The sequence below is a fragment of the Desulfovibrio sp. TomC genome (genome assembly GCF_000801335.2).
Lineage (GTDB): Bacteria > Desulfobacterota > Desulfovibrionia > Desulfovibrionales > Desulfovibrionaceae > Solidesulfovibrio.
The window spans coordinates 47208-73659 of record NZ_JSEH01000003.1; the positions used below are offsets into that span (position 1 = coordinate 47208).

Genomic DNA, 26452 nt, shown 5'->3' on the forward strand with positions numbered 1-26452 from the left:
CTCGCCTCAGCGGTCGGTGCGTTCGAGAAAAGCCGCGACCCAGGCGTCGGCGTCGGCCTCGCTGGCCAGACGGATGTCGAGCATCCGGCTGGCGGCCAGCAGGCAGCCGAGCATGGCCAGCCGTTTCTGGGCGGTTTTTTCCGGAATGCGGGTGAGGGATGCGTCGAGCAGGTCGCCGGCGGCCCGCACCTCAAAGCCAAAATGGGTCAGCACCCGGCGGATGCAGGACAGGCGCAGGGTGCGCTGGTCAAAGCCGGCCCCGCCGCCCTTGAACCGGAAATTGACGTAGTTCTGGGCGTCTTCGGGACCGCACAGGGCGTCAACCACGGTGAAATGGTAGCCAAAACGCAGCATGGCGTGGGCGTAGGTGTCGGAGATGACGGCGTAGCTGGCCAGATGCTTGGAGTCGTTGATAAAAAGGCCGGCGCTGGTGCGATCAAGGGCCGCGTCGTCGGTAATCGGCGGCCCCTCGGGCCAGGGAGCGTCGTCAGCGGCCAGCCCGGACCACAAGGCCCACATGGGGGCGCTTTTGATCTGGTCGGGGCGCAGTTCCTTGTCGCCGGCGGCAGACTCGAACACGCCGCCGCCAAGGTCCAGGACGTACATGGTCAGCGGCAGGTGGCTGCGCAGGCGTTTGGCCGAGGCCAGCCCCCGGCCGGATTCGCCGACCAGGGAAAACATTTCCGTGACGGCTTTTTCATGGGCAAAGCGCACGACGTCATGGAGCGACCGGACCTTGGCCGGGGTGAAATCCGGCGAAGACGGGTCGGTCAGGGTCAGCCCGGCCACCAGCGGCACCAGCCGGGCCAGCCGCTCGGCCACGGGCGAGCCTTCGCCGGCCCTGGGCGCGGCGGTGCGGGCCAGGAGGGCGGCCACCTGTCCGGGGTAGACCAGGGCGGCGTCGGCATCGACGGTCACTTCCATGTCTTCGGTCAGGGCCGAAAAGGCGTCGGCGGCCCCGGTGATGACCGGCAGGCCGAACTCCCGGGCCACCGAGGCGAAATGGCCGGCCCGGCTGCCTGAGACGGCGATGACGGCGGCCAGGCGGTCCACGGCCCGGGCCAGGGTGGTGGGCAGGGTGGGGGTGACAAGGACCGTGCCCGGAGCAATGGCGTCGATGTCCAGAATGGTGGCGGCAAAGCGCACGATGCCGGTCGCGCAGCCGCCCGAGGCGCGCATGCCGCCGGTCAAAAGGGGGGGCAGGCCAACCGGTCGCGGCGGCGTTGGAGCCTCTTGGGCCAGAGACGGGCCATCCTCCACGGCCATGGGCCGCGATTGCAGGATGGTTGGCCTGCCGTCCGGGCTGATGACCCATTCAACGTCCTGGGGCGTGCCAAAGGTCCGCTCCAGGGCCAGTCCCAGGCTGGCCAGCCGGCTGGCTGCGGCTTCGGTCAACAGCGGGGCGTCCAGGGTCTGGCGATCAAGCAGAAAGTGGGGCGGCGCGTGGGACAGGGCCAGACGCTCGGGGCTGGCCGCGCCCTCGACGAGGTCCGCGCCCAGGCCCGGCACGGCGTAGACGGTCATGGGCGCGTCCAGGTCGGCGCTGTCGCGGGTATAGAGCACCCCGGACGCGGCCGCCGGCAGCATGGGCAAAAAGAGGACGGCCATGGGCGTTTCTTCGTCGGCGTAGCCGGTCAGCACCCGGTAGGTGATGGCCTTGGCCGTGTACTTGCCGGCCACCACCCGGCGGTAGGCGGCCACGGCTCCGGCCGGATCGACGCCAAGCACGCTCTCGTACTGGCCGGCAAAGGAGGCCCGGCCGTCCTCGGCCACGGCCGAGGAGCGCACGGCCAGCTGCAGCACGGTTCCCTGCGGCCCTTGGCCCAGGCGGGCAGCGGCTTCGGCAATGGGGCCGGCCACTTCCTCGGGCACCCGGGCTGTCAGGATGAGGCTTCGGATCTCACCGGCAATATCGGCCACGGCATCGGGCCGGGCCAGATCCACCCGGCGAAGCAGGCGATCGATGCCCGGGCGCAGTTCGCAAGCCTCGAGAAAATAGCGAAACGCCCCGGTGGTGGCCACAAAGCCGTCCGGCACCGGCACCCGGGCCTCGGCGGCGGCCCGGGCCAGATTGGCGGCCTTGCCCCCGCCCCGGGCTAGGTCGCCGGCCAGTTCGGCCAGAGGGGCGACAAAGGGCGGGGACATGTCCCCGCCCGGCAGGTCCAGGGCCATCTGGACGTAGAAATCCACCTTGCGGGCGTATTCGGGCAGATCGAGGTGGCGGGAGGGGGACAGGCGGGCCAGGCGGTCCACCAGTTCGCCGACCGAGGTGCGCAGCCGGCGGGTCAGATGGACCACCCGGGCCCAGTCCACGGCCGCGCCGCCGTAGTGGATGTCCTCGATGGCGGCAATGAGTTCCAGGCAGGCGTCGTCGAAACGCAACAGCTCCCGAAAGGCGTTGTACTTTTCCCGCAACAGTACGCCCGGGGCAAAGACCTGATAGGTCCAGCGGCGAAAGAGTTCCTTGGAAAACACGCCCCGATCAGCCTTCGCCCGGCAACGGGGCCGCCAGGGCTTCCTCGACCTTGCGTTCGAGTTCGTCCTTGTCGATGGGTTTGACGCAGTATTCGCAGGCCCCCAGGCGCACCGATTCCCGGGCCGTTTCCAGGGTGGGATAGCCGGTCAGCATGATGACCCGGGTTGTGGGCGAGCGTTTCTTGATCTCTTCGAGCACTTCCACGCCGCTCAGTTTTTTGAGCTTCATGTCGAGGATGGCCAGGGCCGGGGTTTTTTTGGCCACATGGGTGAGCGCCTCCTCCTCCTCGGTAAAGACGGCGACGCTGTGTCCCTTGCGCTCCAGAATGCGTTTGATGACGACCCCGGCGTCAATGACGTCGTCAAGCACGATGATGTCGGCCATGGGCGTTATGCCTCCGTGGAATCGGCCGGGCGCTGCCCGCCGAGGGTTTCTTCATGTTCAAGGGGCAGATCGACGACGAAGACCGTGCCAGGCGCGTCTTCGTCGCCAGTGGTCAGGGCGTCGAAAAAGCCTTCCGGGGCCGGGGTCTCTACCCGGATGGCCCCGCCGTGGTCGTTTATGATGCCAAAGGACACGGACAGTCCAAGGCCGGTGCCCTGGCCCACGGGCTTGGTGGTGAAAAAGGGATCGAAGATGCGGCTCTGGTTGTCCGGGCTGATGCCGGGGCCGGTGTCGCCAAACCAGGCCGTGACCCGCTGGTCTGCGGCAAAGAGCCGCGAACGCACCAGGATGGCCCCGCCCCGTCCGGCCAGGGCATCGCGGGCGTTGGACAGGAGATTGATCCAGACCTGTTTGAGTTTTTCCGGGTCGCCGTAAATGATGGGCATCCGCTCGTCGAGATCCGTCACAATGGCGATCTTGTCCAGGGACAGGGCGTGGCGCACGAGGCTGATGGCTTCCATAAGCGAATTGTTGAAACACATTTCTATCTTGGCGCTTTCGGCCTGCCGCGAAAAACCGAGCAGGTCGGCCACGATTTTACGGCAGACCTTGGCCTGTTTCTCGATGGTTTGCAAATCGGCCCGGATCTGGCTATCGGCCGGGACGTCTTCCTGGAGGAGCTGGGAATAGCCGAGGATGACGCCAAGCGGCGTGTTGATTTCATGGGCCACGCCGCCGGCCAGTTTGCCGATGGACTCCATCTTCTGGGACTGGATGAGCTGCTCCTGGAACTGCTTGAGCTGGGTGACGTCGCGGGCCGTGCGCAACAGCCCGATGACCCGGCCGGCCGGGTCGGTGACCGGCACCCGCACGATATGGAGCCACTGCGGCGCGCCTGGGCGGCGAAAGCCCACTTCGCGGTCGCTTGGCCGGCCGGCGTCGAGCACCCGGCGGTTTTCCCGGTGCATGTCCGGGCCTTCGTCCTCGGGGTAGATGTCGCGGTCGGTGCTGCCGACGATGGCCTCCGTGGGGCGGCCGACGAAGGTGGCAAAGGCACGGTTGACGGCCAGATAGTTGGAATTTTCATCAATGAGGCAGACGAAATCCGGGGTGGCGTCGAGGATGGTGCGCAGCAGGCGTTCCTGGCGCGAGAGCACCCGTTCGGCCTGGCGCAGCTCGTCGAGATGGGTTTTGAGCGACACGGCCATGACGTCGAAGGTCTCGGCCAGATCCTGAATCTCGTCGCCCTTCTGGTCGCGGTAGACCGGGCAGTCCCGGCAGGATTCCGGCCCGTCGCCGCGCTGGTCCGGCGAGGCCGTCAGCCAGCAGCGGCGGCTCTTGTCGCCGTAGGCCGGGCACAGGGTCTTGTCGCAGTCGAGGATGGCCGAACAGGGGCGAAGGACGGACGGTCCGGCCCGGTGGTCGAGGTTGCCTTTGACCACCTCTTCGGCGTGGAGTTTCAAGCGATTGATGCGTTCGGTGACGCGCCGGGCAAAGAGCGTGGACGGGGCCAGGGCGGCCACCATGGCCGCGGCGGAATAAAAAACGATCATCAGGGCCAGCCGGTCGGCGGCGGCCTCGGCCTTGGTGCGCGACAGGCCGATGCGGGCCGTGCCAAACGGCGTGCCGACAATGACCACCGGGGCGGCGAAATCGTCGATGAACTCCCGGCCGGTGTCGAGCAGGCGGATGTTGGGCTTGCCCTCCCGGGGGGCGTTGACGTCGAGCAGCTCCACGGGAAAGCCGCCGGTGAAGGTATGGACCAGCACGCTGCCCTGGCGGTCGAGGATAAAGGCGTAGCTGATGTCGTCGACCTTATCGAGCTCGTCGACCATGTTTTTAAGGCGCAAGAGATCCATGGACAGCATGGCGTCGGACACCCGCATGGCCAGGTTTTCCGACAGCACCAGTCCGCGTTTGCGGGTCTCGGCCTGGAGCGATTCGGCCGCGGCCCGCCAGGTCAGGTAGGCCAGGGGAATGGCGATCAGCCCGACGATGAGCACGATGCCGCAGTTGATCTTGGTGCGGAAACTGAGCGCCGACAGGCGGGGCATCATTCGTCGCCCCCGGCCATGGCGTCGAGGCCAAGCTTTTCGGCCAGGCGGCGCACGGAATTATAGTCGGCGTCAACGGCCGGGATGATGCCGCGCATGCCGGCCGTGGTCAGGATGACGGCGTCGTCTGGCCGCTCGGGATTAAGCGCGAAAAAGGCCCTGGCGATCTTGCCCGTGGTCTCCGGGGGCAGCCCCGGGCGGGCGCAGTAGACCCAGCCGGGATAGGCTTTGCTTTCGGCCAGGACGCGGATCTGGCCGAGGTCGATCCTGTCGCGCAGGATGTCCAGGGCGCCGTCGCGCACCGAGCCGATGTCGCAGACGCCGGCAAACACAGCCAGGACGACCTTTTCCTGCTTGCCGCCCGGTCCCGGGGCAAAGGAAATCTCGGCGAAGTCGGCCCGATGGATGCCGTTGTCGAGAAATTCGCCCAGCGCGTACAGATAGCCGCCGGCCGATGACGGGTCCACGGCCATCCAGCGTTTGCCCCGGCAGTCGGCCAGGGAGGAAAGCGCCTTGTTGTCGCGGCGGCAGATGATCTGGCTTTTGAAATCCGGCTTGCCCGACGGTTCGATGATGCGGGCGAAGGCCCTGGCTCCGCTGGCGGCCATGCGGATATAGGCGAAGGGATTGGAAAAGGAGATGTCGATCTCGCCGCGCTCCACCATGCGCACGTGTTCCTCGAAGGTGTCGGGAAACACCTGGCGCAGGGAAAGCCCGGTGGCCCGGGTGAGGTATTCCAGAAGCAGGCGATGGCGTTCGTAGGAAACGGTGTGGGCGTACTGGGGCAGGTAGGCGTAGGTGACGGCCCTGGGGAGCTTTCGCAGGGTGGGTTCTTCGCGCCTGGAGAGGTCCACGCGCACGGCGTCCTCATCGTGACCGCAGGCGGTCAGCCAAGGCATCAAAAGGCCCGCCAGCAGGAACTCCCTTCGCCGCATCAATTCACCCCCTGAGGCGGGGAGGATACGTCACTTCGGGCCGGGAGGAAAGTGGGTCGCACCGGGACTGTCCCCGGCGGCGCGTCGGGCCTGCCGCGCCTGCCGCGCCCGCTGCAATCGGGACAGGCCCCACAGGGCGGCAATATAGAGCGGCAGGAAAAAGACGGCCGGGCCGGCGGACTGGCCGACCAGGGGCAGCGGCACGCCGGCAAAGCGCCAGCTGGCCCAGGCCAGGACGAGCAGGGCCGGCCAGATAAGCGCCGCGGCCCGGCCGGCGCCCAGGGCCATGGAATTGCCGTAGGCCTCCTGGGCCAGATGGTTGGCGGCCAGGTATGTCTCGCGGTCCTTGGCGGCCAGGGCCGAGAAGGACAGGTCCTGATGGCGTTTGATTTCGGCGTCCTGGCCTTCGCGCTTGGTCCGGTGGACCCGGGCGACGCCGGCGGCGCAGGTCCGGCCAAGGACGGCGCAACTGAAGGCCAGCACGGCCAGACCGCAGAAAAAACCGGCCTGGGCGTTGTCGAACCAGCGGAAGGGGGCCACGAGAATGGCGTCGATGACGATGAAGGCGCGTAGGAAAAAGTCGTTCATAACCAAAAAGGCTCCCCGTCCCAGGTAGCCGGGACGGGGAGCCGTGTCCAGGGGGACGTGTCTGCGATCTAGATACCGGGGAGCTTGATGCTGAAAAAGCCGGCCAGCAGATAGCCGATGCCGACGTAGGCGGACAGCACGATAAACAGGCGCTTGAGCCACACGTCGGAGAAGTACTTCGAGGTCATGGGGCCGACGAAGGAACCGACGGCGATGCCGAGCATCTCCAGGCCAATGAAGTGCCACTCGATGGGCGTGCCTTTGGAGAGCAGGGTGATGATGCTGGTGACCATGCTGACCAAAACGGCCAGGGCCGAGGTCCCGGCGGCCAGATACATGGGCAGCTGGGTGACGCTGGTCAGAAACGGCACCAGCAGGAAGCCGCCGCCGACGCCCAGGAAGGCGGCCACGGCCGAGATGACGATGCCGCCGAGGAAAGGAATCAGCGGATTGAACTGGAACGGCACGCCGTAGAAGGTGAAGGCGCACTTGGACAGGGTGAACTGGGTGATGTGCAGGCCGTCGCAGGAGGCGTCGACGGATTCGCCGCACTTGATCTTTTTGGCTGCGGCTTCGAAAGCCTGGGCGGCCTTTTTGGCGGTCTGCTTTTTGGACTGGCCGGCCGGGGTGGTCTCGTAAAACAGCCAGCAGCCAAGGAGCAGGACGAACAGGCCGAAATAGCCCTGGTAGGACTTGAAATCGAGCTTGCCGGCCGAGAGTTCCTGGGCCAGCCAGGCGCCGATCAGCGACCCAAGGCCCAGGGTGATGGCCAGGGGCAGCACGAGGCGTTTCATCTTGAGATAGTTAAAGGAGCTGATGGCGGCGGAAAGACCGACCAGGAACTGGTTGGAGGCCTTGATGGAGTCGGTGATGACCTTGCCAAGCTCCGGAGCGGTTTTTTTGAAGCTGCCGGCGTAGCTGCCGAAGCCGAAGACGCTCATGTGGCCGACGCCGGACATGACGCCGCCAAACGCGCCTACGGTGGAGAAGATCCAGCCCACCCACACGGCCCAGCAAAAAGCCAGGATGGGGTTGACCACTGGCGAGCCCGGGATGCCGAGGAAGCCCTTGACGGCATTGGGATCGGCCGGAATCTGGCCCGGTTCGGAACCGACCGGCGCCTTGGCGATGGCGTCGGAGAGTTTGTCGGCAAAGGCGGGTTCAAACCATAAAGCGATGGCCACGATGGCCAAAAGCCCGACGGGCAGGGTCCATTTCCAGTTCTTCACCTGTGGCCTCCTTCTGGTTGGCGGCGAAACTGCGTTGCTTGGTGGGTGCGTGCGGCCGGACGAGCCGCCTGCCGCTACTGCCTTGCTGCCACGGGCGGGGAGACGCGATGCCTGCCGCCGCACCATCGGCCGCTTCTGGAAACGGTGGTCGCTTGTGCGCGATGCGGGGCAAGACTGCCAACATCGTCGCTATGTGACCGGAGTGCTCCAGGGTGCGGCCCGAGCCTTTGTGATCCGTTGCGGGACCGTGGGGCTTTTGTTGCATCATAGAGCATCGCAGCCGCTTTCTGTCAAGAATGTGTTGCTATCATTCTGTTTTTCACAATGAACGGCGAACCAGGGCGGGAAAGGGGCGAGAATCGAAGGAAAGTTTGTGATCATTTTCACAAAGTCAGGCCATAAAAAAGGGCGTTGCCGTCGCCGACCCGCCCTGATTTCCGGGACTTCGGTCCCGGCAGGGCAACCATGCCTCAATCTCCTGGGCAGGGCAAGGAGAAACCCACGCCTTTCCCTTTGACCCGCCTGCCGCCTTGGGGCTATATGCCGGCAACCCGGCCCCGTCTCGCGGAGCCTGTCCCTGCCTGCGGAGGCCTGTGATTATGCTGCCCTTTTTGCGACCGAAGAAAGAAAAAGACATCGGAGACAAGCTCCTTGGCAAGCGCAAGAAGTACCGCCTGCCGCGAAACGGATCGGCTGTGGCCGTAACGGGCACGCTTTTGGCCTATTATCGCCGCGAAGTCCTGCCGGATGGGCTGATGCCGCCATCGGGCGGGCGGGTGGAGCTGTTGGCCCTCTTTCGCACCCAGGCCGGCCGTTTTTTTCTCTATTACGTCGTCACCTATCCCGAAACCGAAGACATAGCCGGTCGCCAGGAATACGCCCATGTCTGCCAGGACTTTGCGTCCGTGCGTGATTTCCTCGGGTCCATGGCCTATCCCAACCGGGCGAAGTTCGTCGGGGCCGTGCTGGCCACCGCCCAAAAGACCATGGCCCCCCAGGAGCCGGCGGGCAAGGGGAGTCCGGCCCCGGCGGCAGACGGCGTCGTGGATGTGCCGCCCGGTGCACCCTCCGACCTGTCGTCCGGTGCGCCGACCGAAACGCCGCCTGACGCCCCTTCCGACCTGCCGCCCGGCGTCCCGCCGGCCACTGCCGTTGATGGGCCGTCCGAGGCTGTCCTCCCGGCTTCCGATCCGAAGACGTCTCAGTCCGCCGTATAACAGAACACTGGATTGAGGGGAGAGTACACGGGGACGGCGTCCCCTTGGTCCCGGAACTTCAGCCTGCCGTCAGGCGTAGACTTGGGCGGCCATGGATCCCGGCCGACCGCAGTGCAAGCGAGTGCCCGTTTTTCCCTTGTACCCTTCCCCCTTTGCAGGGGTCCGGGGGGATCATCCCCCCGGCCGCCGGAGGCATCTTCCTCTTCTCCCTTCCTAAAACTGTCGGTCGAGCAACTGGCGCAGGACTTCCTCGTCGTCGGCGGTATCGAGTCCGGCCAGTTCCTGGCGAAGTCCCGATAAGACGGCCTGTTCGGCGGCCACATGGGCGCGCAGGGCCTCGCGGCGTTCCCGGATGGCGGTCAACAGCGCGGCTTTGCGGGCATTGGCCGACCCCAGCCGGCCGGTCACGATGGCGGCCAGACGGCGAAAGATGCGGATGAGGAAATCCTCGCGTTCGGGACTGGGCAGAAAATCCACATAGCCCATGTCCACGGCCAGACAATCGCAGGGCGTATCCGCCACCACCGTGGCCGTGCGGCCTTTGCCCAGGACAAAGCTCATTTCGCCGAAAATGGTGCCCGGCGCATCCAGGGAGGCCACAAGCCTGCCGCTGCGCACCACCCGGCCATGGCCGCGCAGCAGCACGAAAAAGGTCTTCTCGTAATTGCCTTCCTCGACAATGGTCTCGCCGCTGCCAAAGCGCACCAGCCGCACCGCCCCGGCCCGCATGAGCAGATCCAGGTCTTCCTCGATGAAATCCGCCCACAGCGGCAGTTTTTGCATAAGCCCGAGCAAAGCGGTTGCGTCGGGTCCGTCAACCTGTTCCACGCTTACGCCTCCCCGCCGGCCAGCCCGGCCTCGGCGGCCAGCCCGGCCCGGTCGAGGATGTCCACCTCGCGGCCGCGCACGGCCACAACCCCGGCCTCGGCCAGTTTTTTAAAGGCCCGGGACAAGGCTTCCGGCGTGGCCCCGACGATCTTGGCCAGCTCCCGGTGGCTGATCGTCAGGCGCACCGTTTCGCCGCCAAGCCCGCGCGAGGCCTCGTGCAGCACAAAGCCGGCCACCCGGCCGGAAAGCGGGACCAGGGCCAACGATTCGACCATGGCCATGGACTGTTTGAGCCGTCGGCACATGAGCCGCAACAGATCAAAAAGCACCTGCGGGTCCTCTTTGGCCGCCTCGGCCAGGGCCTTGGCCGGAAAAGCCAGCACCCGCGTCTCCTCCAGGGCAGCGGCAAAGGCGGGAAATTCCCCGGCGTCCACCAGTGAGCACAGGCAAAACGGTTCGCCCGGGCCAAGGACGTAGAGCGTCTGTTCCCGGCCGTCCGGACCGATCTGGTAGAGCTTGGCCCGGCCCGAGGCCACCAGATAAAAGGCCTCGCCGGCGTCGTCCCGGGCCGCGATAATCCCGCCCGGACCATGCCGCGACACCACCGCCCCGGCCGCCAGCCGGGCCAGTCGCGCTTCGTCCAGGCCGCCAAAAAACGGCAGCGACCGCAAAAGAACCATTCGCGCAACCTGATCCATGTTCTCCCCTTGGCCGGCAACAGGCCGGAATGTCTCCACACCCGCGTAGTGGCGGTCTTCTCCCGTCCGCGTCAAGACGCAATCGTGCGGCCGTTGATCGACATCAATGCCCACACCGGCCACATCCCGTATGTACCGGGCATCCGGCAACAGCCGGCAAGGAGTCCGTCGGCATGAACAGACGCGCCTTTCTGAGAACACTCGGTACAGCCGGCACCGCCCTGGCCACCGCCCCGGCCGTGGCCACGACGCTTATCGCCCGCGACGCCGCCGCCGCATCCGGCGAACAACTGGCCACCCTTTATGACCTGTCCAAGTGCGTGGGCTGCGGGTCCTGCGTGGCCGCCTGCCGCGACGCCCACGCGGCCGATTATCCCGAGCCGAAAAAGCCTTTTCCCAAAATGTACCCGGCCCGGGTCAAGGCCGAGGATTTTTCCGACAAGCGCGATCTCGACACCCGGCTGACCCCCTACAACTGGCTTTTCATCCAGTCCGCCACGGTCAGCCGAAACGGCGCTCCGGTCACCGTCAATATGCCCCGGCGCTGCATGCACTGCACCCACCCGCCGTGCGTCGAACTGTGCCCCTGGGGTTCGGCCGTGCGCCACGCCGACGGAGCCGTGGCCATTGACGCCAGTATCTGCCTCGGCGGTTCCAAATGCCGCACCGTGTGCCCCTGGGCCATCCCCCAACGCCAGACCGGCGTTGGCCTGTATCTCGATCTCCTGCCCGCCTTCGCCGGCAACGGGGTCATGTACAAATGCGACCGCTGCCACAGTCGCGTGGCCGCCGGCGGCAAGCCGGCCTGCCTCGAAGCCTGTCCCTACGAGGTCCAGACCATCGGCCCGCGGGCCGAAATCATCGCCGCCGCCCACGCCATGGCCAAATCGATCGGCGGTTTCATCTACGGCGAAACCGAAAACGGCGGCACCAACACGCTCTACGTTTCCCCGGTGCCCTTCGCCGACTTGAACGCCGCCCTGAAAACCGGCCCGGGCCAGCCAGGACTCCACGCCGCAGCCGACGTCATGGGCAAGGAACAAAACCTGGCCACAGCGGTCCTCATGGCCCCCATAGCCGGCATCGCGGCCGGCCTGCTGCGCCTGGCCGGCCGCTTCAAGAACGCCGCCCCCAAGGAGGACGACCATGCCTGATCCGCTTTTCCCCCGCTGGCAAAAACGTCTGCTGCTCCTGGCCGCCCTGGGACTGGCCCTGACCGGCATGGGCCAGATGCCCATCTTCTCCCGCTACTACATTGCCGATATCCCCGGCCTGCACTGGCTCGGCGATTTTGAGATCACCGCCGCCCTCCATCTCGTCCTGGCCGCGGTACTCGTCTGCCTCCTGGCCGTTTTCGCCACAACCTGGATCGGCGCAGGCGCCAACCGGCCGCAGCTCACCGCAGCCGGTCGCCAACGCATCGCGCTCTATGGCGCACTGGCCATCACCGGATTGGTGCGCGTTCTGCAAAACGGGTCACATCCGCTGGTCGCGCCCATGCAGGTGCGCTACCTGGACTGGACCCACCTCGGACTGGCCATGGGGTTGCTGGCGTTTGCCCTGGTCAGGGGCCGGCGACCGGCTGTGGCGGAGAGTTATGTAGGTGAGTAACGTGGTGAAATAAGGGGGAAGGCCTCCGGCGGCCGGGGGGATCATCCCCCCCGGACCCCCTGAATGGGGCGCATGGCCTGGACGGAGTAAGGGACTGTTGCGGGTGGGGGAGTACGGGAAGACTGTTGGCGCGGGAGCGCTTGGCGGCTTTGCCGCATGGTTTGTTGGAATTGGGGCCGCCGACACTCCCCGCGAAGCGCGGGGAGCACGGCGGCCCCAATTCCAACAAACCGGTTCGCCCGGGAAGGCAGCAGAACCAGCAATCCGTGCTTGCGAAAAAACGTCTGCCCATCTTTCAGAAATGCGTCCGGGCCGGTTTGGCGCGAGGCTTTGATCGCGCCAAACCGGCCCGGACGCTGGCGAGTTGGGGGTTGGGATTGGGCTGGCGGTTCCGGGCGGCTTCCGGCCGGGACTGCCAGCCCAATCCCAACCCCCATTTTCTCACGCCCGCACACCACACACTACCCCACCCGCTTACAACCCCCATTGCAGGGGTCCGGGGGGATCATCCCCCCGGCCGCCGGAGGCATTCCTCTGCCTCTCCCGTCTCCTCTACCAATTCTCAGGCGCGATTTCGAAGTAGGCTTGCGGGTGTTCGCAGGCCGGGCACTTGTCCGGGGCGTGGTCGCTGTCCATGGGGTAGCCGCAGTTGCGGCAGCGCCAGGTGACTTTGCCTTCGCGGGCGAAGACTTTGCCGGCTTCGATGTTGTCGGCCAGGGCGGCGTAGCGGCGTTTGTGGAAGCCTTCGGCCTTGGCGATGTGGGTGAAGGTGGCGGCGACTTCGGGGTAGCCTTCTTCGCGGGCGATGGCGGCGAACGAGGGGTACATGTCGTTTTCCTCGTAGGATTCGCCGCCGGCGGCTTCGCGCAGGTTGGCCACGGTATTGCCGATGACCCCGGCCGGATAGGCGGCGGTGATTTCCACTTCGCCGCCTTCGAGGTATTTGAACAGGCGTTTGGCGTGTTCTTTTTCCTGGTCGGCGGTTTCGGTGAAGATGGCGGAAATTTGCTCGAAGCCTTCTTTTTTGGCCACCGAGGCAAAGTAGGTGTAGCGGTTTCTGGCCTGGGATTCGCCGGAGAAGGCGATCAGGATGTTTTTCTCGGTCTTGGAGCCTTTGAGCGATTTCATGCGTCCTCCGTTATGGTGCTGGTGTTGGTTCCCCGGTGCAGGGGGTGTGTGACGATGGGATGTGGGCGGGCAAGGTGCCATTGCGTGCAAGCAGTGCCGGTTGGTGCGGGCGCCCGACGGCTGCACCAACCGGCCTGTTGCAGGCCATGGATGGACCGGGCCGGCGCTTATTGGCCGCTTCGGACCTTTTCCATGGCCTCAAGGAGCGGGCCGAGGTCAGGTCTGGTGTTGATGTCGTGCACATCAATGAAACGGATCGTGCCTTGTTTGTCCACTAAAATGAGGGCGCGTTCGGCCGTGCCGTCGCTGCGCAGGATGCCGAGTTTTTTGGCCAGCCCGCCGTGGGGCCAGAAGTCCGAGGCCACGGGGAACCACAGGCCGCCCATTTCCCGGGTCCAGGCGAAAAGGGTGGGGATGTTGTCCACGGAGATGCCGACGAGGGCGGCGTCGTTGGCTTCGAAAATGTCCCGGGCGATGTTGTACCCGGGCCATTGGCCGGAGCACACCGGGGTCCAGGCGGCGGGAACGAAGGAGAGCACCAGATTTTTTTTGCCGACATAGTCGGCCAGCCGGACCCGGGAGCCGTCGACGGCGGGCAGGTCGAAGTCGGGCATGGGGTTGCCGACGGCCACGGTCGGCACGCTGTCGGTGGGCGGCAGATGGGGCACCTGGAAGATGTTTTTGGCCAGGGATTCCTGCGGGGATTGTGCGGCGGCGACCGAAGCGGCAACGAGCAGGGCCGAAACGGCCAGGAGCAGGGCGAGTCTGCGCATGGGGGCTCCTTGGGTTTGCGCGTTAGGGCTGTATGCCGGCCTTGGCGGTGATGGCGGCAAGAAAGTCGGCCGGGGAGGGGATCAGGCCGAGGTGGGTCAGGACGATCTCGTAACCCTTGCCGGGGTTTTTGCGCAACACGTAAAAAAACGGCGTCCCCACCTGCCCGACGCGCTGGTGCACGGCAAAGGCCGAATCCGAGAACAGGGCAAAGGGCACGTTGTATTTTTTGCGGAAGATGTCCACTTCGGTGTCGGAGTTGCCGGCCCCGATGCCGATGATCTTGATACGTTTGCCCAGGCCGCGCTTGTCGATGAGCGCATGGAGTTCGTTTATGGTTGGGGCTTCGCGCTGGCAAAACGGGCAATACATGCTGAAAATTTCGACCACGAGGATGTCGGCGTCCACGGTGTTGATGGGCGTGGGGCCGGCGGCGGCGATGCCGAGGCTGGCGGCCAGGGTGGGGGGGAGGGGACCGATAAGCGGCACGTCGGGAAAGGCCGTGCCCACGGGCAGGGGTTTGGCCCCCGGGGCTTCGGACGCTTCCACGGCCATGGCCCGGGTGCTGGCGGCGACGACAAGGATCAAGGCGGCGACGAATGCAAGAAGACCTTTCATGCTCCCTCCGATGCGACGGTGTTGGGCGGCCGGGCCGCGAAATGCTTGTATAAGCATTCTGCGGCCCGGGGCAAAGGGCTTCAGGCGATAGTGGCGGCGTCCATGGCCCGGGAGATGTCGCGGATGATGTCTTCGGCGTCTTCGCAGCCAACCGACAGGCGCACCAGGGTATCGGTGACGCCGATGGCCAGCCGGCCCTCCCGGGACATTTTGGCGTGGGAGGTGACGGCCGGGAAGCAGGCCAGGGATTCGATGCCGCCTAAGCTGACCGCTTCGAGCACCAGTTCCAGGTTGTCCATGAAGCAGCGGGCGGCCTCGGGCGGGCAGTCGAGATCAAACGACATCATGCCGCCAAAGCCGCGCATCTGGCGTTTGGCCAGGGCGTGGCCGGGGTGGCTTGGCAGGCCCGGGTAGTGGACGGCGGCAACGCCTTTGCGCCCGGCCAGGAACTCGGCCACGGCCTGGGCGTTTTCGTTGTGGCGGGCCATGCGCAGGGCCAGGGTCTTCATGCCGCGTTCAAGCAGATAGCAGTCGTAGGTGTTAAGGGTCTGGCCGAAGTTGACGGCCCGTTCCTTGACGGCGTCGACCAGGGATTTCGATCCGGCCACGGCCCCGCAGTTGAGGTCGCTGTGGCCGTTTAAGTATTTCGTGCCGCTGTGGATGGACAGGTCGAAGCCAAGTTCCAGCGGGCGCTGGTTGATGGGCGAGGCAAAGGTGTTGTCCACCATGGAGACAAGGCCCCGGCGGGCGGCCATGGCGGCAGTGCCTTCCAGGTCGATGATGCGCAACAGCGGGTTGCTTGGCGTCTCCACATAGACCACCCGGGTGCGCTCGGTGACGGCGGCTTCCAGCGTGGTCGGGTCGGCGTCCGGGACCAGGGTGAAGCCGATGCCGAGACGGGCCAGTTCGGCCATGAGGAAGCGGTGGGTGCCGCCGTAGAGGTCGGCCTGGAGCACCACGTGGTCGCCGGTGGTGAGCACGGCGAGCAGGCTTGAGGAGATGGCGGCCATGCCCGAAGCCAGGACCAACCCGGCGGCGGCCCCTTCCAGGGCGGCGAGCTTTTCGGCCGGCGCGGCCTGGGTGGGGATATTGCAGTAGCGCGGATAGCGGTAGGCTCCGTCCACGCCTTCGGCGGCCATGTAGGCGGCAGCGGTGTGAATGGGCGTGGTGACGCCGCCGACCGTGCGGTCGAGTTGTTCCCCGGCCCGGACGCTACGGGTGTTTTCTCCCAGGCTCGTGATGTCCATTGCGGCTCCTCCTTGGTATCGGTTTTCAGAAAATGTAGCCGGGAACCCGATGGTTGCCAAGGCAATCACAGCTGCTTCGACCCGGGCGGCAACGGACCTGGGGTCGGGGACGCGGCCTTTGGCCCGGGGGCCGGGCGGAGCGGAAAGAGCCACGGCTGTAAACGCAACAGCCATGTCACCTCCGTGTCACACGGGCCGGGCTATCTGGGACGCGATACCCCCAACGGAGGAAAACACACCATGCGTCGACACGCTTTGCCGCCGTTTTGCGCGGCCACGATCAACCGTGTGGCCTGGATCGTCCTGGCCATCATCATGCTCGTTGCCGCCCAGGCCCACGCCGGGGCCGGCAACGCCCCCAAGTACGTGTTCCTGTTCATCGGCGACGGCATGGCCATGCCCCAGCGCAGCGCCGCCGAGTATTTCCTGGCCGCCAAAGACGGCAAATCCGAGCCCGGCATCGTCAAGCTGACCATGAACAAGCTCCCGGTCCAGGGCATGACCACCACCTATTCGCTCAATTCCATCATCACCGATTCCGGCGCAGCCGGCACTGCCCTGGCCTCCGGGGTCAAGACCTACAACGGGGCGATTAGCGTCGACGGGGCCAAAAAACCCGTGCCCACCCTGGCGGAAAAGGCCCGCGACCAGGGCATGAAGGTCGGCGTCGTCTCCAGCGTGTCGCTCGACCACGCCACCCCGGCCTGCTTCTATGCCCACCAGACCAGCCGCAACAACTACTACGAAATCGCCCTGGACGCGGCCAAAAGCGGCTTTGATTACTTTGGCGGCGGCGGTTTCAAAGACCCGGCCGGCAAGAAATCCAAGACCGAGGGTGAAAAGCCAAACGCCCTGGATGTGCTCAAAACCGCCGGCTACGCCGTGGCCGATACCCGCGACGCCATCCTGGCCGCCAAGCCCGGGGCCAGGCTCGTGGCCCTTAATCCCGAACTCGACGCCGACAAGGCCCTGCCCTACGCCCTCGACGGCGACACGAAAGGCCTGACCCTGGCCGAATACACGACCAAAGGCATCGAGCTGCTCGACAACCCCAAGGGCTTTTTCTTCATGGTCGAAGGCGGCAAGATCGACTGGGCCTGCCACGCCAACGACGCCGCCGCCTCCATTCAAGACACCGTGGCCTTTGACGCCGCCGTGGCCGAGGCGGTCAAATTCGCCGAAGCCCATCCCAAGGAAACGCTGATCGTCGTCACCGGCGACCACGAGTGCGGCGGCATGACCCTGGGCTTTGCCGGCACGCGCTACGGCAACTATTACGATTACTTGAAAAGCCAGAAGGACTCGTTTGAGGGCTTTACCACGGCGCTTAAGGCATACAAAAAGACCCACGACGCGGCTTCGGCCAAGTTCGAAGACGTGATTCCCATGATCAAGGACAGCTTCGGCCTCGTTGTCCCGGCCGCCGCCGACCTTGAGGCCATGAAGACCGTGGCCAAGCCCGATGAGAACAACACCTCCCCGGCCAACCCCTACGGCATGCATCTGCGCGACTTCGAGCTGACCGCCGTGAAGGACGCCTTCACCCGGTCCATGCAGGGCGACGCGGAAAAGTCCGGCAACGAAATGGACTACCGGGCCTACGGCGGCTATGAGCCCCTGGCCGTGACCCTGACCCACATTCTCGACAACAAGGCCGGCATTGCCTGGACCAGCTACTCCCACACCGGGGTGCCGGTCATGACCTCGGCCGTTGGCTCGGGTTCGGACGTTTTCGCCGGCTACTACGACAACACTGATCTGTCCAAAAAGATCATGGCCGCCCTGGCCGAGAAGTAGACGAGAGAGCGTGCGAAGAAAAGAAGACGGAAGAGGCCTCCGGCGGCCAAAGGGCTGAGCCCTTTGGAATCCCACCTGGAGGCAAGGGGTTAAGGGGGGAACGGCGTTGGCTGGCAGTCCGGTCGGCAGCAGACCGGAAACCCCGGTGGCTGGCCTGCCGGGAACCACTGTTGTTCCGGCGGCCGGTGGCCTGCGGCCTCCGGATCTCCCAAAGGGGGAAAGTGAGGAGACGGGTTGTTTGCCCTGACTGACCATCCGGTCGGCCGGACCCTGGACCGCCTTGTGATCTTGAAGTCTGTTTGACGGGGCCGCAGCCCGCCGGAGTGTTCTTTCGGCGAGCTGCGGCCCCAACGCTGTCCCGGGCCAGGGTGGGTTTCGGGAAAAAGGGAAGCTATGAGACGTTTTTCGTTGGGGGCGCGCAAGGATCTGCTGCTGCTGGCCGTGGTCGCGGCCTTGTGCGTCGGCTTGTGGTTTTTGCCCACCGGCTTTGAGGAGCGGTTGCCGGCCGACGCCTTGCAGGTCAAGGCCACGGTGACGGCCGTGGACAATGCCTATGTGCGCCAATATGGCCTCGTGCGCGAGGGCGAGCAGCGGGTGTCGGTCGTGCCGCTGGCCGGGCCTTATGCCGGCCAGACAATCGTTGCCGACAACATTTTGCTTGGCAAGCTTGAGATGGACAAGGTCTTTGCCCCAGGCGAAACGGCCCTGGTCGTCTTGTCCCTTCGGGACGGGAAAATCGTCTCGGCCGTGGCCCAGGACCATTGGCGGCTTGGGCTGCAAGGCCTGCTCTTGGGCCTCTTTGCCCTGGTCCTTATCGCCTATGCCGGCATGACCGGGGTCAAGGCCGTGCTGTCGTTCGTCTTTACGGCCCTGCTTCTGTGGAAGGTGCTGGTGCCGCTGACGCTTGGCGGGGTCGATCCCATGCTGACGGTGCTTGGGGTCACGGCGGCGCTCATGGCCGGGGTCGTGTTCCTGGTCGGCGGGGTCAACCGCCGGGCTGTGGCCGCCTATCTGGGGTCCCTGGGCGGCGTGGCCGTCACCTGTCTGCTGTCCCTGGCCACGGCCCCGGGCTTTGCCCTGCCCGGCGCGGTCAAGCCCTTTGCCGAGACGCTCCTTTATACCGGCTTTGCCCACCTGGATCTTGGCCGCATGTTTCTGGCCACCATCTGTCTGGGGGCCAGCGGGGCCATCATGGACGTGGCCATGGACGTGGCCGCTTCCCAGGCCGAGGTGGCGGCGCATCACCCGGAGATCGGGCGCATGGCGTTGTGCCGGTCGGGCTTTCGCGTCGGGCGGGTGGTGGTCGGCACCATGGCCACCACGCTGCTGTTGGCTTACTGTGGCGGCTCGTTGGCCCTGCTCATGGTGGTCATGGCCCAGGGCGTGCCGCTTATAAACGTCGCCACCATGCCGCATGTGGCTGCCGAGATCGCCAACACGCTGGTTGGCAGTTTCGGGCTGGTCACGGCCGCGCCGCTGACCGCTGCGGCCGGGGGGATGCTCTTGGCGCGGGGCACAGGGGCGGCGCGCGAGAAGCGATAGGGAAGAGGACAAAGGCCAGGACGCTGCCCTGGACGTGCAGAGGTGGGGGAGTGGCCCTGGACCCCGGCGTCGGGCCGTGGCCGGGCTGCTTGACGCCGCAGGCGTGGCGGGGCACATGGTGGAGCATGCCCTCTTGTGCCGAGTCCTGCGGAGGCGTCATGGATCGACCCGCTACGTCCCAACCGCTCTCGCTTCCGACCCGGGCCTTGTACGTCCTGGCTGCGGCCGTGGGCTATCCGCCGGCCTTTCTGACCGCCTATTTTTGCACCATGGCCAGTCCCTACGGTACGGTTGCGCGTGGGACCAACGTCGTGTCGCTGGTGCTGCCGGTCTTCGCCCTGTTTGCAGCGGCGGTGTTTTTGGCCCGCTGCCAGCTGTGGCGTATCCTCTGCCGGCGATTTCGGCCCCAGGCCAAGACGGAGGCCTGGGAGGCCTTTCTGGTCGCCCATCGGCCGTGTCTTTTTATGCTGCCGCTCACGGGAGCCGTCGCGGCCATGGACATGGAAGGCAACGTCTTCGGATTCTTGGTCTTCCCATTGCTGCTCGTCGCCAGTCTGGTGTTTGGCTTTTGGGTCCAGCGCCGGTTGTGGCAAAGCCCCCGGGGCTCGGCTGGCGCGACACAGTGAGCGTGCTTGGGGCGTGCGGCTAGCCGAGGCGGGGTCCTGTCGGTCAGGATGCGGGCGCGGCGGCCTTGGACTTGCCTTTGGCCGCAGCCTTGGGCTTGGCCGCAGGGGATTTTTGGGGGGACAGGCCTGGGTGGCTGTCTTTGAGCATGGCGTAGCGGGTCATGATCCGATCCACATAATTGAGCGTTTCCGCAATGTTGGGCACGCCGCCGCAGCGGGCGACCGTCTCCGGGCCGGCATTGTAGGCGGCCAGAGCCAAGCGCACGTCGCCAAAGCGGGTGATGAGCTGGCGGAGAAATTTCGCCCCGCTGGCCACGTTGCGTTCGGGATCGAACGGATCGGCCACGCCGAACTGGGCCTGGGTGTCGGGCATCAGCTGCATGAGACCGGCTGCGCCCTTGGGCGACACGGCGCAGGAGGAAAACCGCGATTCCTGCTCGATGACGGCATAGAGCAGCTCCGGGGCCAGGCCCGAGGCCGCGCTCTTGGTGCGCACCAGATCAAGGAGCGGCCCGGATTCGATGACCGCCGGATAGCCTGACGGCCCAAGCGGGGCCAGACCCATGCGCCGATAGGCCTTGGTCGCTTCGAGAATCCAGCCGTCCTTGCGGTCCTTGGAAACGGCCCCTTTTTCCTCAATGCGTTTTTTGATGGCCGCAAAACCGAGTTTGGGATCGGTCGGGCCTTCGTAGATGAGCACGTAGTGTTCGTCGCGCGGCTCTTCGCTCAAGTGGACGAGGCCGTAGTCGTCCTCATAGCCGTACAGCGTAAAGGCGTTGGCCACGACAGGGGCAAAAAGCAGCAAAATCCCCAGGGCAAGCGGGACGGAAACATTGGTCATTGGTTCTCCGGCGGGTTCGCCATTCTCCAATAGGACGGCGAACCCGGCCGGTCAAGGGGCGGTTATTTGCCAAACGGGCATTTGGGGTAGGTACACGAGCGGCACGACAGGCACATGGAGCCTTCGGCCAGCTCGGCCAGATCGTGACGGGTGAGCGTCAGTCCGGCCAGCACCCGGGGCAGGAGCAGGTCAAAGCTGGTGGTGCGGTGAAAAAGGGCGCAGGCCGGCACGCCGATGACGTCGGCCCCGCCAATGTGTCCGACAATGGCCATGGCTCCGGGCAACACCGGCATCCCGTGCACGGCGTCGGTCAGCCCGGCGTCGTCCAGGCCCTGGCGGGTGACGTCGTCAGGGTCCACGGACAACCCGGCCGTGGTGACGATGAGATCGGCCCCGGCGGCCAGCAGTTCGGCCACGGCCGCAGCCACGGCGGCCCGGTCGTCCGGGACCTTGCGCACGGCCACGACCTCGCCGGCCAGGGCCTCGATCTTGGCCCGCACCACCGGCTCGAACTTGTCTTCGATGATGCCGGAATAGATCTCCGTGCCCGTGACCAGCACCCCGGCCCTGGTCTGGCGGATGGGCCGGATGGTGAACAGCGGTCCGTCGGCCAGCACCCGCATGGCCACGTCAAAGACGCGGCGCGGCAGATAGAGCGGGATGGCCCGGCAGCCGGCCACGGCCTTGCCCGCCTCGACCACGAGATGGGACTGGCGCGAGGCGCACATGACGCCTTCGATGCAGTTGAAGGCCACCAACCGGTCCCGGGCCACGGTCAAGAGGCCTCCGGCCTCGGCCACCAGTTCCACCTTGCCTTCGCGCGGCGGGCCGGAAGTGACCAGCCCCACCCCGGCCATGGCCTGGGCAAAGGCCAGGGCGGCCTCGTTTTCGTGGACGAAATCGCCCAGCGGCTCGGACAGGTCTTCGACGTACAGGCTGTTTTTGCCCATGGTCTGCAGCCGGCAGACGTCGCCGGCGTGGATGTCGGCCCCGGCCTCAAATTCCACGCCCTTGGACTCGCCCGGCACGATGCGGGTCATGTCGTGGAGCACCCGGCGTCCGGCCGCTTCGCCCACCGGCACGGCCCGCAGGCGCGGGGAGTCGGATTCGATGACATACGGCGCCTCGCCGGCGCAGCCGCGGCAGATGGCCCCGTCGGCTTTGGGGTAGCCTTCGCCGCAGGCCGGGCACACGGCAATGGCCCCCATGTTGGGCTTGATCATAAACGCGGGGCGGATGGTCACCGGCGCAAGCAGGCAGATGCTGCGGGCGGCGGCCTTGATCTCGGCAAAAAGCACGGCCCGGTCTTGTTCTTTTTTCGGCTTGGTCTTTAAAAACCAGGCCTGGATTTCCGGCCAGTTGCCCAGGTGAACAGGATCAAGCCAGGCCCGATAGCCTTGGCCGGTGAACTTGTCATAGAGACTTAAGGCATAGCGGCCGAGGTTGATGACCCGCATCCAGCCGTTGCCGTAGCTTGGCGGGGTCAGGATCTGCACGGCGTCGGGCAGGCATTTTTTGGTCTCGACCACGGCGTCGAAGAGCGTCCCTTCCGGCAGCATGGACCGGGCCGCGTCGACCATGAAGCCGCCGATGATAAGCCCCGGGGCGGGATTGCCGTGGAAGGCGGCGGCCACGCCCAGAAATTCTTCAAAGGTGTGGGGGCCAATAGAGCTGTCATGAGCCTTGAGCTCGGTCATTTTTGACATAGTACATCCCGTAGGCGTCCGTCCGCACAAGAGGCAGCGGCCCGGTTGGGTTACTCGGAAACGTTGGCGTAGACGCGATTGAGCAGAGCTTTGAGCGTGGCGACTTCCTGGCTGGAAAGGCCCAGACAGGCGCGTTCCAGGCACTGGACGCCCAGTTCGAGGAGCTTGTCTTTGAGGGCGTTGCCGGCCTCGGTCAGGTGGATGCGATGGCTGCGCCGGTCCTTGGGATCGGGCTTTCGCATCACCAGTGCTTTGTCTTCGAGAATTTTGAGCAGGCGGGTGACGTTGGGCTTGTCCTTGTCGGCGCGCCGGGCCAGTTCCACCGGCGTCTGGCCGTCGCTTTCCCACAAGAGATTCAAGATGCCCCATTGGTCCACGGTGATGTCTTCGCCGGCGTCCTGGAGAATCGTGTTGCCGAGCAGGCGTAGCTTGAGCGCGGTGCGCACCAGCAGAAAGCCCAGGGATTGGCGCAATGGAAAGGGACGAACGTCCTCGGGGGTGAGCAGTGAACCATCCATGATGTTTTTAACATAACGGCCTGATGCCGTTTGGTCAACGATTTTTCAGGAAACCGTGACAGCGATGACGGATTTTGGACACGGTTCCTGACTGTGGCGGCAGGGGAGTGTGGCCAACGGCGCAACACTCCCCTCGTCGTCGGAACCAACGGATCAGGCCGGCTGCACCGTCACGAAGTGCTCCTGCATGCACACGCCGCCGCCGCCTTTGTCCCAGTTGGCAATGCCCTGGGGCATAAGCTCGTTGTCGGCCACGCCGCGGCCTCTGGCCCGGCTCTCCACCGGCAGGGTGTGGCCGAAGCCATGCACCATGAAGACCGTCTCGGGATGTATGCCCTCGGTGACCTTGGCCCGCAGCGTGCCTGCATGGGAGCCGTTGCGCACTTCCACCATGGCCCCGTCGGCAATGCCGAGCTTGCCGGCTTCAACATCGTTAATCCACAGCTCGTTTTCCGGCATCTGGGCAAAGAGCAGCGGGTTGTTGACGGTGTGGCCCTGGGTGTGCAGCCCGATGCGGCCAAAGCTGATGCGGTAGCGGCCCTGGGGCGGCGCGGCCGGGGAGACGTAGGGGGCCAGCGACTCCAGGCCGTCGGCCGCAAGCTTGGCCGAGAGGATCTCGATCTTGCCGGACGGCGTCTTGAAGCTTTTTTCGTCCAACGGCCGCAGGAGCGGGCCGCCGAGCTTGACCATGCCCGTGGCCTCGAAATCGGCCATGGCGACCCCGGTGTCCTTGAGCTGGAAGTCCCAGATGGCCTCGATGGAGTCGAAATCAAGCTCTTTTAAGCCCATGTGCCGGGCCAGATCGCGGTAGATCTCCCAGTCGGCCCGGGTGTCGAAGCGGGGAGCCAGGGCGCGCTTTCGCACGAAAAACTGCGGCGCGGCCCCGGCCTTGGAGGCGATCATGGATTCGCGTTCGAGGTAGGGCGACATGGGCAGCACCACGTCGGAATACCAGGCCGTGTCCGACCAGGAGAAGGTGACCGAGACGAGCAGCTCCAGGTTATCAAGCTTCTTTTTGACGTCGGCCGTGTCCGGAAAGGACATGAGCGGATCGTGGCGGTGCACGATATAGGCCTTGATGGGATAGGGCTGGCCGGTGGCGATGGCTTCGATGGCCAGATTGACCAGTCCCGGACCGGCTTCGAAGTGGCTGCGGCCTTCCATCCAGCCCACGCCGTCCACCCGCTTGTCTTCGGGCTTGGGGAAGAGATCCACAAGCTGCTTGAGACCCTTTCGGCCGACATGGGCCGGCTTGTTCATCTGGGGCAGGCCGCCCTTGGCCCCGATGGAGCCGAGCAGGGCGTTTATGATGTAGGCGGTGCGGCAGACGTTGAAGGAATCGCCGTAGCGGGCGGTCATCCAGCCGGGATGCCAGATGACGGCCGGCGCGGCGGCGGCCAGCTGGTCGGCCAGCTCGCGGATGCGCCGGGCTGGCAGGCCGGTCTCGGCCGCGGCGAAGTCGGCGTCATACGGCGCGACAAAGGCCCGCAAGGCGTCGAGATCATTGATCCAGGCGGCAGCGAAGTCCTTGTCGTAGAGATCGCGGGTGAGCAGTTCGTGGATGACGGCCAGGTTTAACGCATAGTCCGTGCCCGGGCGCACCATGAGAAAGGTGTCGGCTTTGGCGGCGGTCACGGTGGAACGCACGTCGATGCAGGTGATCTTGCAGCCGGCGTCTTTGGCGTCCAGGAGATCGTTGACCTCTTTGACGTTGATGGCTTCGAAGATGTTTCTGGTCTGCAAGACGACATGCTTGCTGTTCTTGTAGTCGTAGGCCACGTCCTTGCGGCCGAAGCCGAACAGGGACAGGGCGGCGTGCTGGACGTTTCTGGCGCAGGCCGAATCGTGGTTGCAGTAGTTGGGGCTGCCAAGGCCTTTTAGAAAGGCCCGGTGCATGTCGCGGAACGGGCCGCCCCGGTCGGAGAGCAGGATGGAGCGTGCGCCGTGGGCCTCGCGGATACGGGAGAGTTCGCCGGCAACGTAGGCCAGGGCTTCTTCCCAGGACGCCTTGCGCCATTTGCCTTCGCCGCGCGCCCCGGCACGGATCATGGGAAACTGGGGCCGCTCGTCATCGGCGATAAGCGCCCCGCCAGCCGCGCCGCGGGCGCAAAGCGCCCCCTTGATGCCGGCGGCATGGGGGTTGCCCTGCAGGTACACCACCTTGTTGCCCTCGACCGTGACCATCATCGGGCACCGTACGGTGCACATGCCGCAGACGCTGTAGACGTTTTTTCGATTCATGAGTTGCTCCGATTGAGGCGGCGTTGCGTGTGCCGGAGAGTTTTGAGTCTTCACGCACTAGCAGGAAATCGTGATTCGTGGCAAGGAAAAAGTGTTGTGAAATGAGGAACGTGCATTCTAAAGAATCACGCCCTGAGACCAAGATGATTGTGAAGCCGGGAACTTGTGCCCCATCCGTTGACAAGGCCGCTAAAAACCCGTTTAGACTGGGGGAAACCATGGCTTTGGTCCAAGGGGCGAAGTCCCCGGGAGGTCAAGCGTGTCTCTAGCCGATCTGATCAGCGAAGCGGCGACCGGGCTTAAAAGCCTGTTCGTCGGTCTGGGCATCACGGGCAAGGCCTTTACCCGGCCGGCCGTGACGGTCATCTATCCCCGCCAGGAAGTGGGCAATCTCGACACCTATCGGGGCCATGTGGAACTGATTGGCCGCGAGGACAATCCGGCCCTGCCGCGTTGCATCGCCTGCGGGGCCTGTGTTCGGGCCTGTCCGTCCCAATGCCTGGGCGTGGGCTGCGCTGTTGGCAGCGGCAGCGTCGACGGGCACGAGAACATGGAAGGGGTGGAGATGGCCGGCGAGCTGATTGCCCGGGCCGCGGTCATGGCCCCGGCTCCCCAGAAGGGGTGCAAGGTCCCGGGCGCGTTTTATTACGACTATTCCCTGTGCAGCCTGTGCGGCCAGTGCGTCAAGGCCTGTCCCGTGGATTCGCTGCGCTTTTCCGGCCACGCCTATTTCGTCGGCGCTTCGCGCGCGGACTTCCGCCTCGACCTGCTGGCCCGGCTGGCGCGGCAGGCGGCCAACGTCCCGGCCTCGTCGCCGGCTGCCCCCTTGGAGGAACACGCATGAGCAAGTACATGATCCAACTGGACAAGAAGCGCTGCATCAGCTGCCACGCCTGCGAAGTGCATTGCCAGGTCAAAAACGCCGTGCCGCCCTCGGCCAAGCCCGGCAAGCTGGTTTCCATCGGCCCGGACATGGTCAAGGGCAAACCGCGCCTGTTGAACCTCTACATGTCGTGCTTTCACTGCGAGCGGCCGTGGTGCGTCCCGGCCTGCCCGACCGGCGCGATGTTCCGGCGCGAGGAAGACGGCATCGTCTACGTCAAGGAAGAGCTGTGCGTGGGCTGCAAGGCCTGCATCCAGGCCTGTCCCTGGCGCATTCCCCAGTGGAACGAAGCCACCGGCAAGGTGGTCAAGTGCGACTATTGCCGCGAGCGCCTCGACGACGGCCTGGACCCGTCCTGCGTGACCGGCTGCACCGCCCACGCCCTGCGCTTTGTGCGGCCTGGAAAAAAAAACGAGGATGAGCGCGACGTCTACGGCAAGCGGCTGCTGTTAAGACAGAGTTAGCCCGGCCGTCTGACGGCAATCGTTTCGGGCCGGCGTCCGGGAGAGTCTCC

24 protein-coding genes are annotated in these 26452 nt (G+C 65.5%); 8 read left to right on the forward strand and 16 right to left on the reverse strand.

Annotated elements, in window-relative coordinates:
- Window positions 1-6: 6 nt before the first annotated feature.
- From NY78_RS03450 to NY78_RS03475, 6 genes are all read right to left on the reverse strand, one after another.
- The gene (locus NY78_RS03450) at window positions 7-2475 is read right to left on the reverse strand and encodes a PEP/pyruvate-binding domain-containing protein (RefSeq protein WP_043631779.1); all 2469 of its coding nucleotides are present in this window, start codon (window positions 2473-2475) and stop codon (window positions 7-9) included.
- A 7-nt stretch (window positions 2476-2482) separates the two neighbouring features.
- Window positions 2483-2860 carry a response regulator gene (locus tag NY78_RS03455; RefSeq protein ID WP_043631781.1) on the reverse strand — a complete coding sequence of 126 codons (378 nt, stop codon included), beginning with the start codon at window positions 2858-2860 and terminating at the stop codon, window positions 2483-2485.
- 5 nt (window positions 2861-2865) lie between these two features.
- Window positions 2866-4917 carry a PAS domain-containing protein gene (locus tag NY78_RS03460; protein ID WP_043631783.1) on the reverse strand — a complete coding sequence of 684 codons (2052 nt, stop codon included), beginning with the start codon at window positions 4915-4917 and terminating at the stop codon, window positions 2866-2868.
- Window positions 4914-5849: a phosphate/phosphite/phosphonate ABC transporter substrate-binding protein gene (locus tag NY78_RS03465; protein ID WP_043631785.1), complete on the reverse strand. Its 936-nt coding sequence runs from the start codon at window positions 5847-5849 to the stop codon at window positions 4914-4916. The genes NY78_RS03460 and NY78_RS03465 overlap by 4 nt, the downstream gene beginning before the upstream one ends.
- Before the next feature lie 30 nt (window positions 5850-5879).
- Window positions 5880-6437, reverse strand: a complete 558-nt coding sequence (locus NY78_RS03470) for a hypothetical protein (protein WP_047960014.1) — start codon at window positions 6435-6437, stop codon at window positions 5880-5882.
- Window positions 6438-6505: 68 nt separating this feature from the next.
- Window positions 6506-7666 (reverse strand): sulfite exporter TauE/SafE family protein, encoded by a 1161-nt coding sequence (locus NY78_RS03475; protein WP_043631788.1) that lies wholly within the window; start codon window positions 7664-7666, stop codon window positions 6506-6508.
- A 599-nt stretch (window positions 7667-8265) separates the two neighbouring features.
- On the opposite strand from NY78_RS03475, the gene NY78_RS25395 reads away from it, so the two are divergent.
- Window positions 8266-8883, forward strand: a complete 618-nt coding sequence (locus tag NY78_RS25395; protein ID WP_047960015.1) for a hypothetical protein — start codon at window positions 8266-8268, stop codon at window positions 8881-8883.
- 213 nt (window positions 8884-9096) lie between these two features.
- Here NY78_RS25395 and NY78_RS03485 read toward each other — a convergent pair whose 3' ends face one another.
- Window positions 9097-9711 carry a Crp/Fnr family transcriptional regulator gene (locus NY78_RS03485; protein WP_043631791.1) on the reverse strand — a complete coding sequence of 205 codons (615 nt, stop codon included), beginning with the start codon at window positions 9709-9711 and terminating at the stop codon, window positions 9097-9099.
- Window positions 9712-9713: 2 nt separating this feature from the next.
- Entirely contained in the window at window positions 9714-10409 is a 696-nt protein-coding gene (locus NY78_RS03490) for a Crp/Fnr family transcriptional regulator (protein WP_043631793.1), read from the reverse strand.
- A gap of 173 nt (window positions 10410-10582) precedes the next feature.
- On the opposite strand from NY78_RS03490, the gene NY78_RS03495 reads away from it, so the two are divergent.
- Together NY78_RS03495 and NY78_RS03500 are read left to right on the forward strand one after the other, a co-directional pair.
- Window positions 10583-11563, forward strand: coding sequence for a 4Fe-4S dicluster domain-containing protein (locus tag NY78_RS03495; protein ID WP_043631795.1), 981 nt, complete (start codon window positions 10583-10585; stop codon window positions 11561-11563).
- Window positions 11556-12020 carry a hypothetical protein gene (locus NY78_RS03500; protein ID WP_043631797.1) on the forward strand — a complete coding sequence of 155 codons (465 nt, stop codon included), beginning with the start codon at window positions 11556-11558 and terminating at the stop codon, window positions 12018-12020. Before NY78_RS03495 ends, NY78_RS03500 begins: the two co-directional genes overlap by 8 nt.
- A 552-nt stretch (window positions 12021-12572) precedes the next feature.
- On the opposite strand, the gene rbr is transcribed toward NY78_RS03500, so the two are convergent.
- The 4 genes from rbr to NY78_RS03520 form a co-directional block, all read right to left on the reverse strand.
- Window positions 12573-13148: a rubrerythrin gene (rbr, locus tag NY78_RS03505; protein WP_043631798.1), complete on the reverse strand. Its 576-nt coding sequence runs from the start codon at window positions 13146-13148 to the stop codon at window positions 12573-12575.
- A 167-nt stretch (window positions 13149-13315) separates the two neighbouring features.
- Window positions 13316-13921, reverse strand: coding sequence for a redoxin domain-containing protein (locus NY78_RS03510; RefSeq protein ID WP_043631801.1), 606 nt, complete (start codon window positions 13919-13921; stop codon window positions 13316-13318).
- A gap of 22 nt (window positions 13922-13943) precedes the next feature.
- Complete coding sequence (locus tag NY78_RS03515) at window positions 13944-14537, reverse strand: peroxiredoxin family protein (protein ID WP_043631803.1); 594 nt, start codon at window positions 14535-14537, stop codon at window positions 13944-13946.
- An 80-nt stretch (window positions 14538-14617) separates the two neighbouring features.
- Window positions 14618-15784, reverse strand: a complete 1167-nt coding sequence (locus NY78_RS03520; protein WP_043631804.1) for a trans-sulfuration enzyme family protein — start codon at window positions 15782-15784, stop codon at window positions 14618-14620.
- Between the two features lie 240 nt (window positions 15785-16024).
- On the opposite strand from NY78_RS03520, the gene NY78_RS03525 reads away from it, so the two are divergent.
- The 3 genes from NY78_RS03525 to NY78_RS03535 all read left to right on the forward strand — a co-directional run bounded on the left by NY78_RS03525 (window position 16025) and on the right by NY78_RS03535 (window position 19749).
- Window positions 16025-17581, forward strand: a complete 1557-nt coding sequence (locus tag NY78_RS03525) for an alkaline phosphatase (protein ID WP_043631806.1) — start codon at window positions 16025-16027, stop codon at window positions 17579-17581.
- Between the two features lie 393 nt (window positions 17582-17974).
- Window positions 17975-19123, forward strand: a complete 1149-nt coding sequence (locus tag NY78_RS03530) for a YibE/F family protein (RefSeq protein WP_043631808.1) — start codon at window positions 17975-17977, stop codon at window positions 19121-19123.
- Window positions 19124-19281: 158 nt separating this feature from the next.
- The gene (locus NY78_RS03535) at window positions 19282-19749 is read left to right on the forward strand and encodes a hypothetical protein (protein ID WP_043631811.1); all 468 of its coding nucleotides are present in this window, start codon (window positions 19282-19284) and stop codon (window positions 19747-19749) included.
- A gap of 43 nt (window positions 19750-19792) precedes the next feature.
- Here NY78_RS03535 and NY78_RS03540 read toward each other — a convergent pair whose 3' ends face one another.
- The 4 genes from NY78_RS03540 to NY78_RS03555 form a co-directional block, all read right to left on the reverse strand.
- Complete coding sequence (locus tag NY78_RS03540; protein ID WP_047960016.1) at window positions 19793-20590, reverse strand: lytic transglycosylase domain-containing protein; 798 nt, start codon at window positions 20588-20590, stop codon at window positions 19793-19795.
- Window positions 20591-20652: 62 nt separating this feature from the next.
- Window positions 20653-22296, reverse strand: coding sequence for an FmdE family protein (locus NY78_RS03545; protein WP_043631812.1), 1644 nt, complete (start codon window positions 22294-22296; stop codon window positions 20653-20655).
- A gap of 50 nt (window positions 22297-22346) precedes the next feature.
- Window positions 22347-22814, reverse strand: coding sequence for a MarR family winged helix-turn-helix transcriptional regulator (locus NY78_RS03550; protein ID WP_043631815.1), 468 nt, complete (start codon window positions 22812-22814; stop codon window positions 22347-22349).
- A 153-nt stretch (window positions 22815-22967) separates the two neighbouring features.
- Complete coding sequence (locus NY78_RS03555; protein ID WP_043631817.1) at window positions 22968-25055, reverse strand: molybdopterin-containing oxidoreductase family protein; 2088 nt, start codon at window positions 25053-25055, stop codon at window positions 22968-22970.
- A 259-nt stretch (window positions 25056-25314) separates the two neighbouring features.
- Here NY78_RS03555 and NY78_RS03560 point away from each other — a divergent pair, with 259 nt between their 5' ends.
- Together NY78_RS03560 and NY78_RS03565 are read left to right on the forward strand one after the other, a co-directional pair.
- Window positions 25315-25899 (forward strand): 4Fe-4S binding protein, encoded by a 585-nt coding sequence (locus NY78_RS03560; protein WP_043631821.1) that lies wholly within the window; start codon window positions 25315-25317, stop codon window positions 25897-25899.
- Window positions 25896-26402 (forward strand): 4Fe-4S dicluster domain-containing protein, encoded by a 507-nt coding sequence (locus NY78_RS03565; protein WP_043631826.1) that lies wholly within the window; start codon window positions 25896-25898, stop codon window positions 26400-26402. The genes NY78_RS03560 and NY78_RS03565 overlap by 4 nt, the downstream gene beginning before the upstream one ends.
- The last annotated feature ends 50 nt before the right edge of the window (window positions 26403-26452 follow it).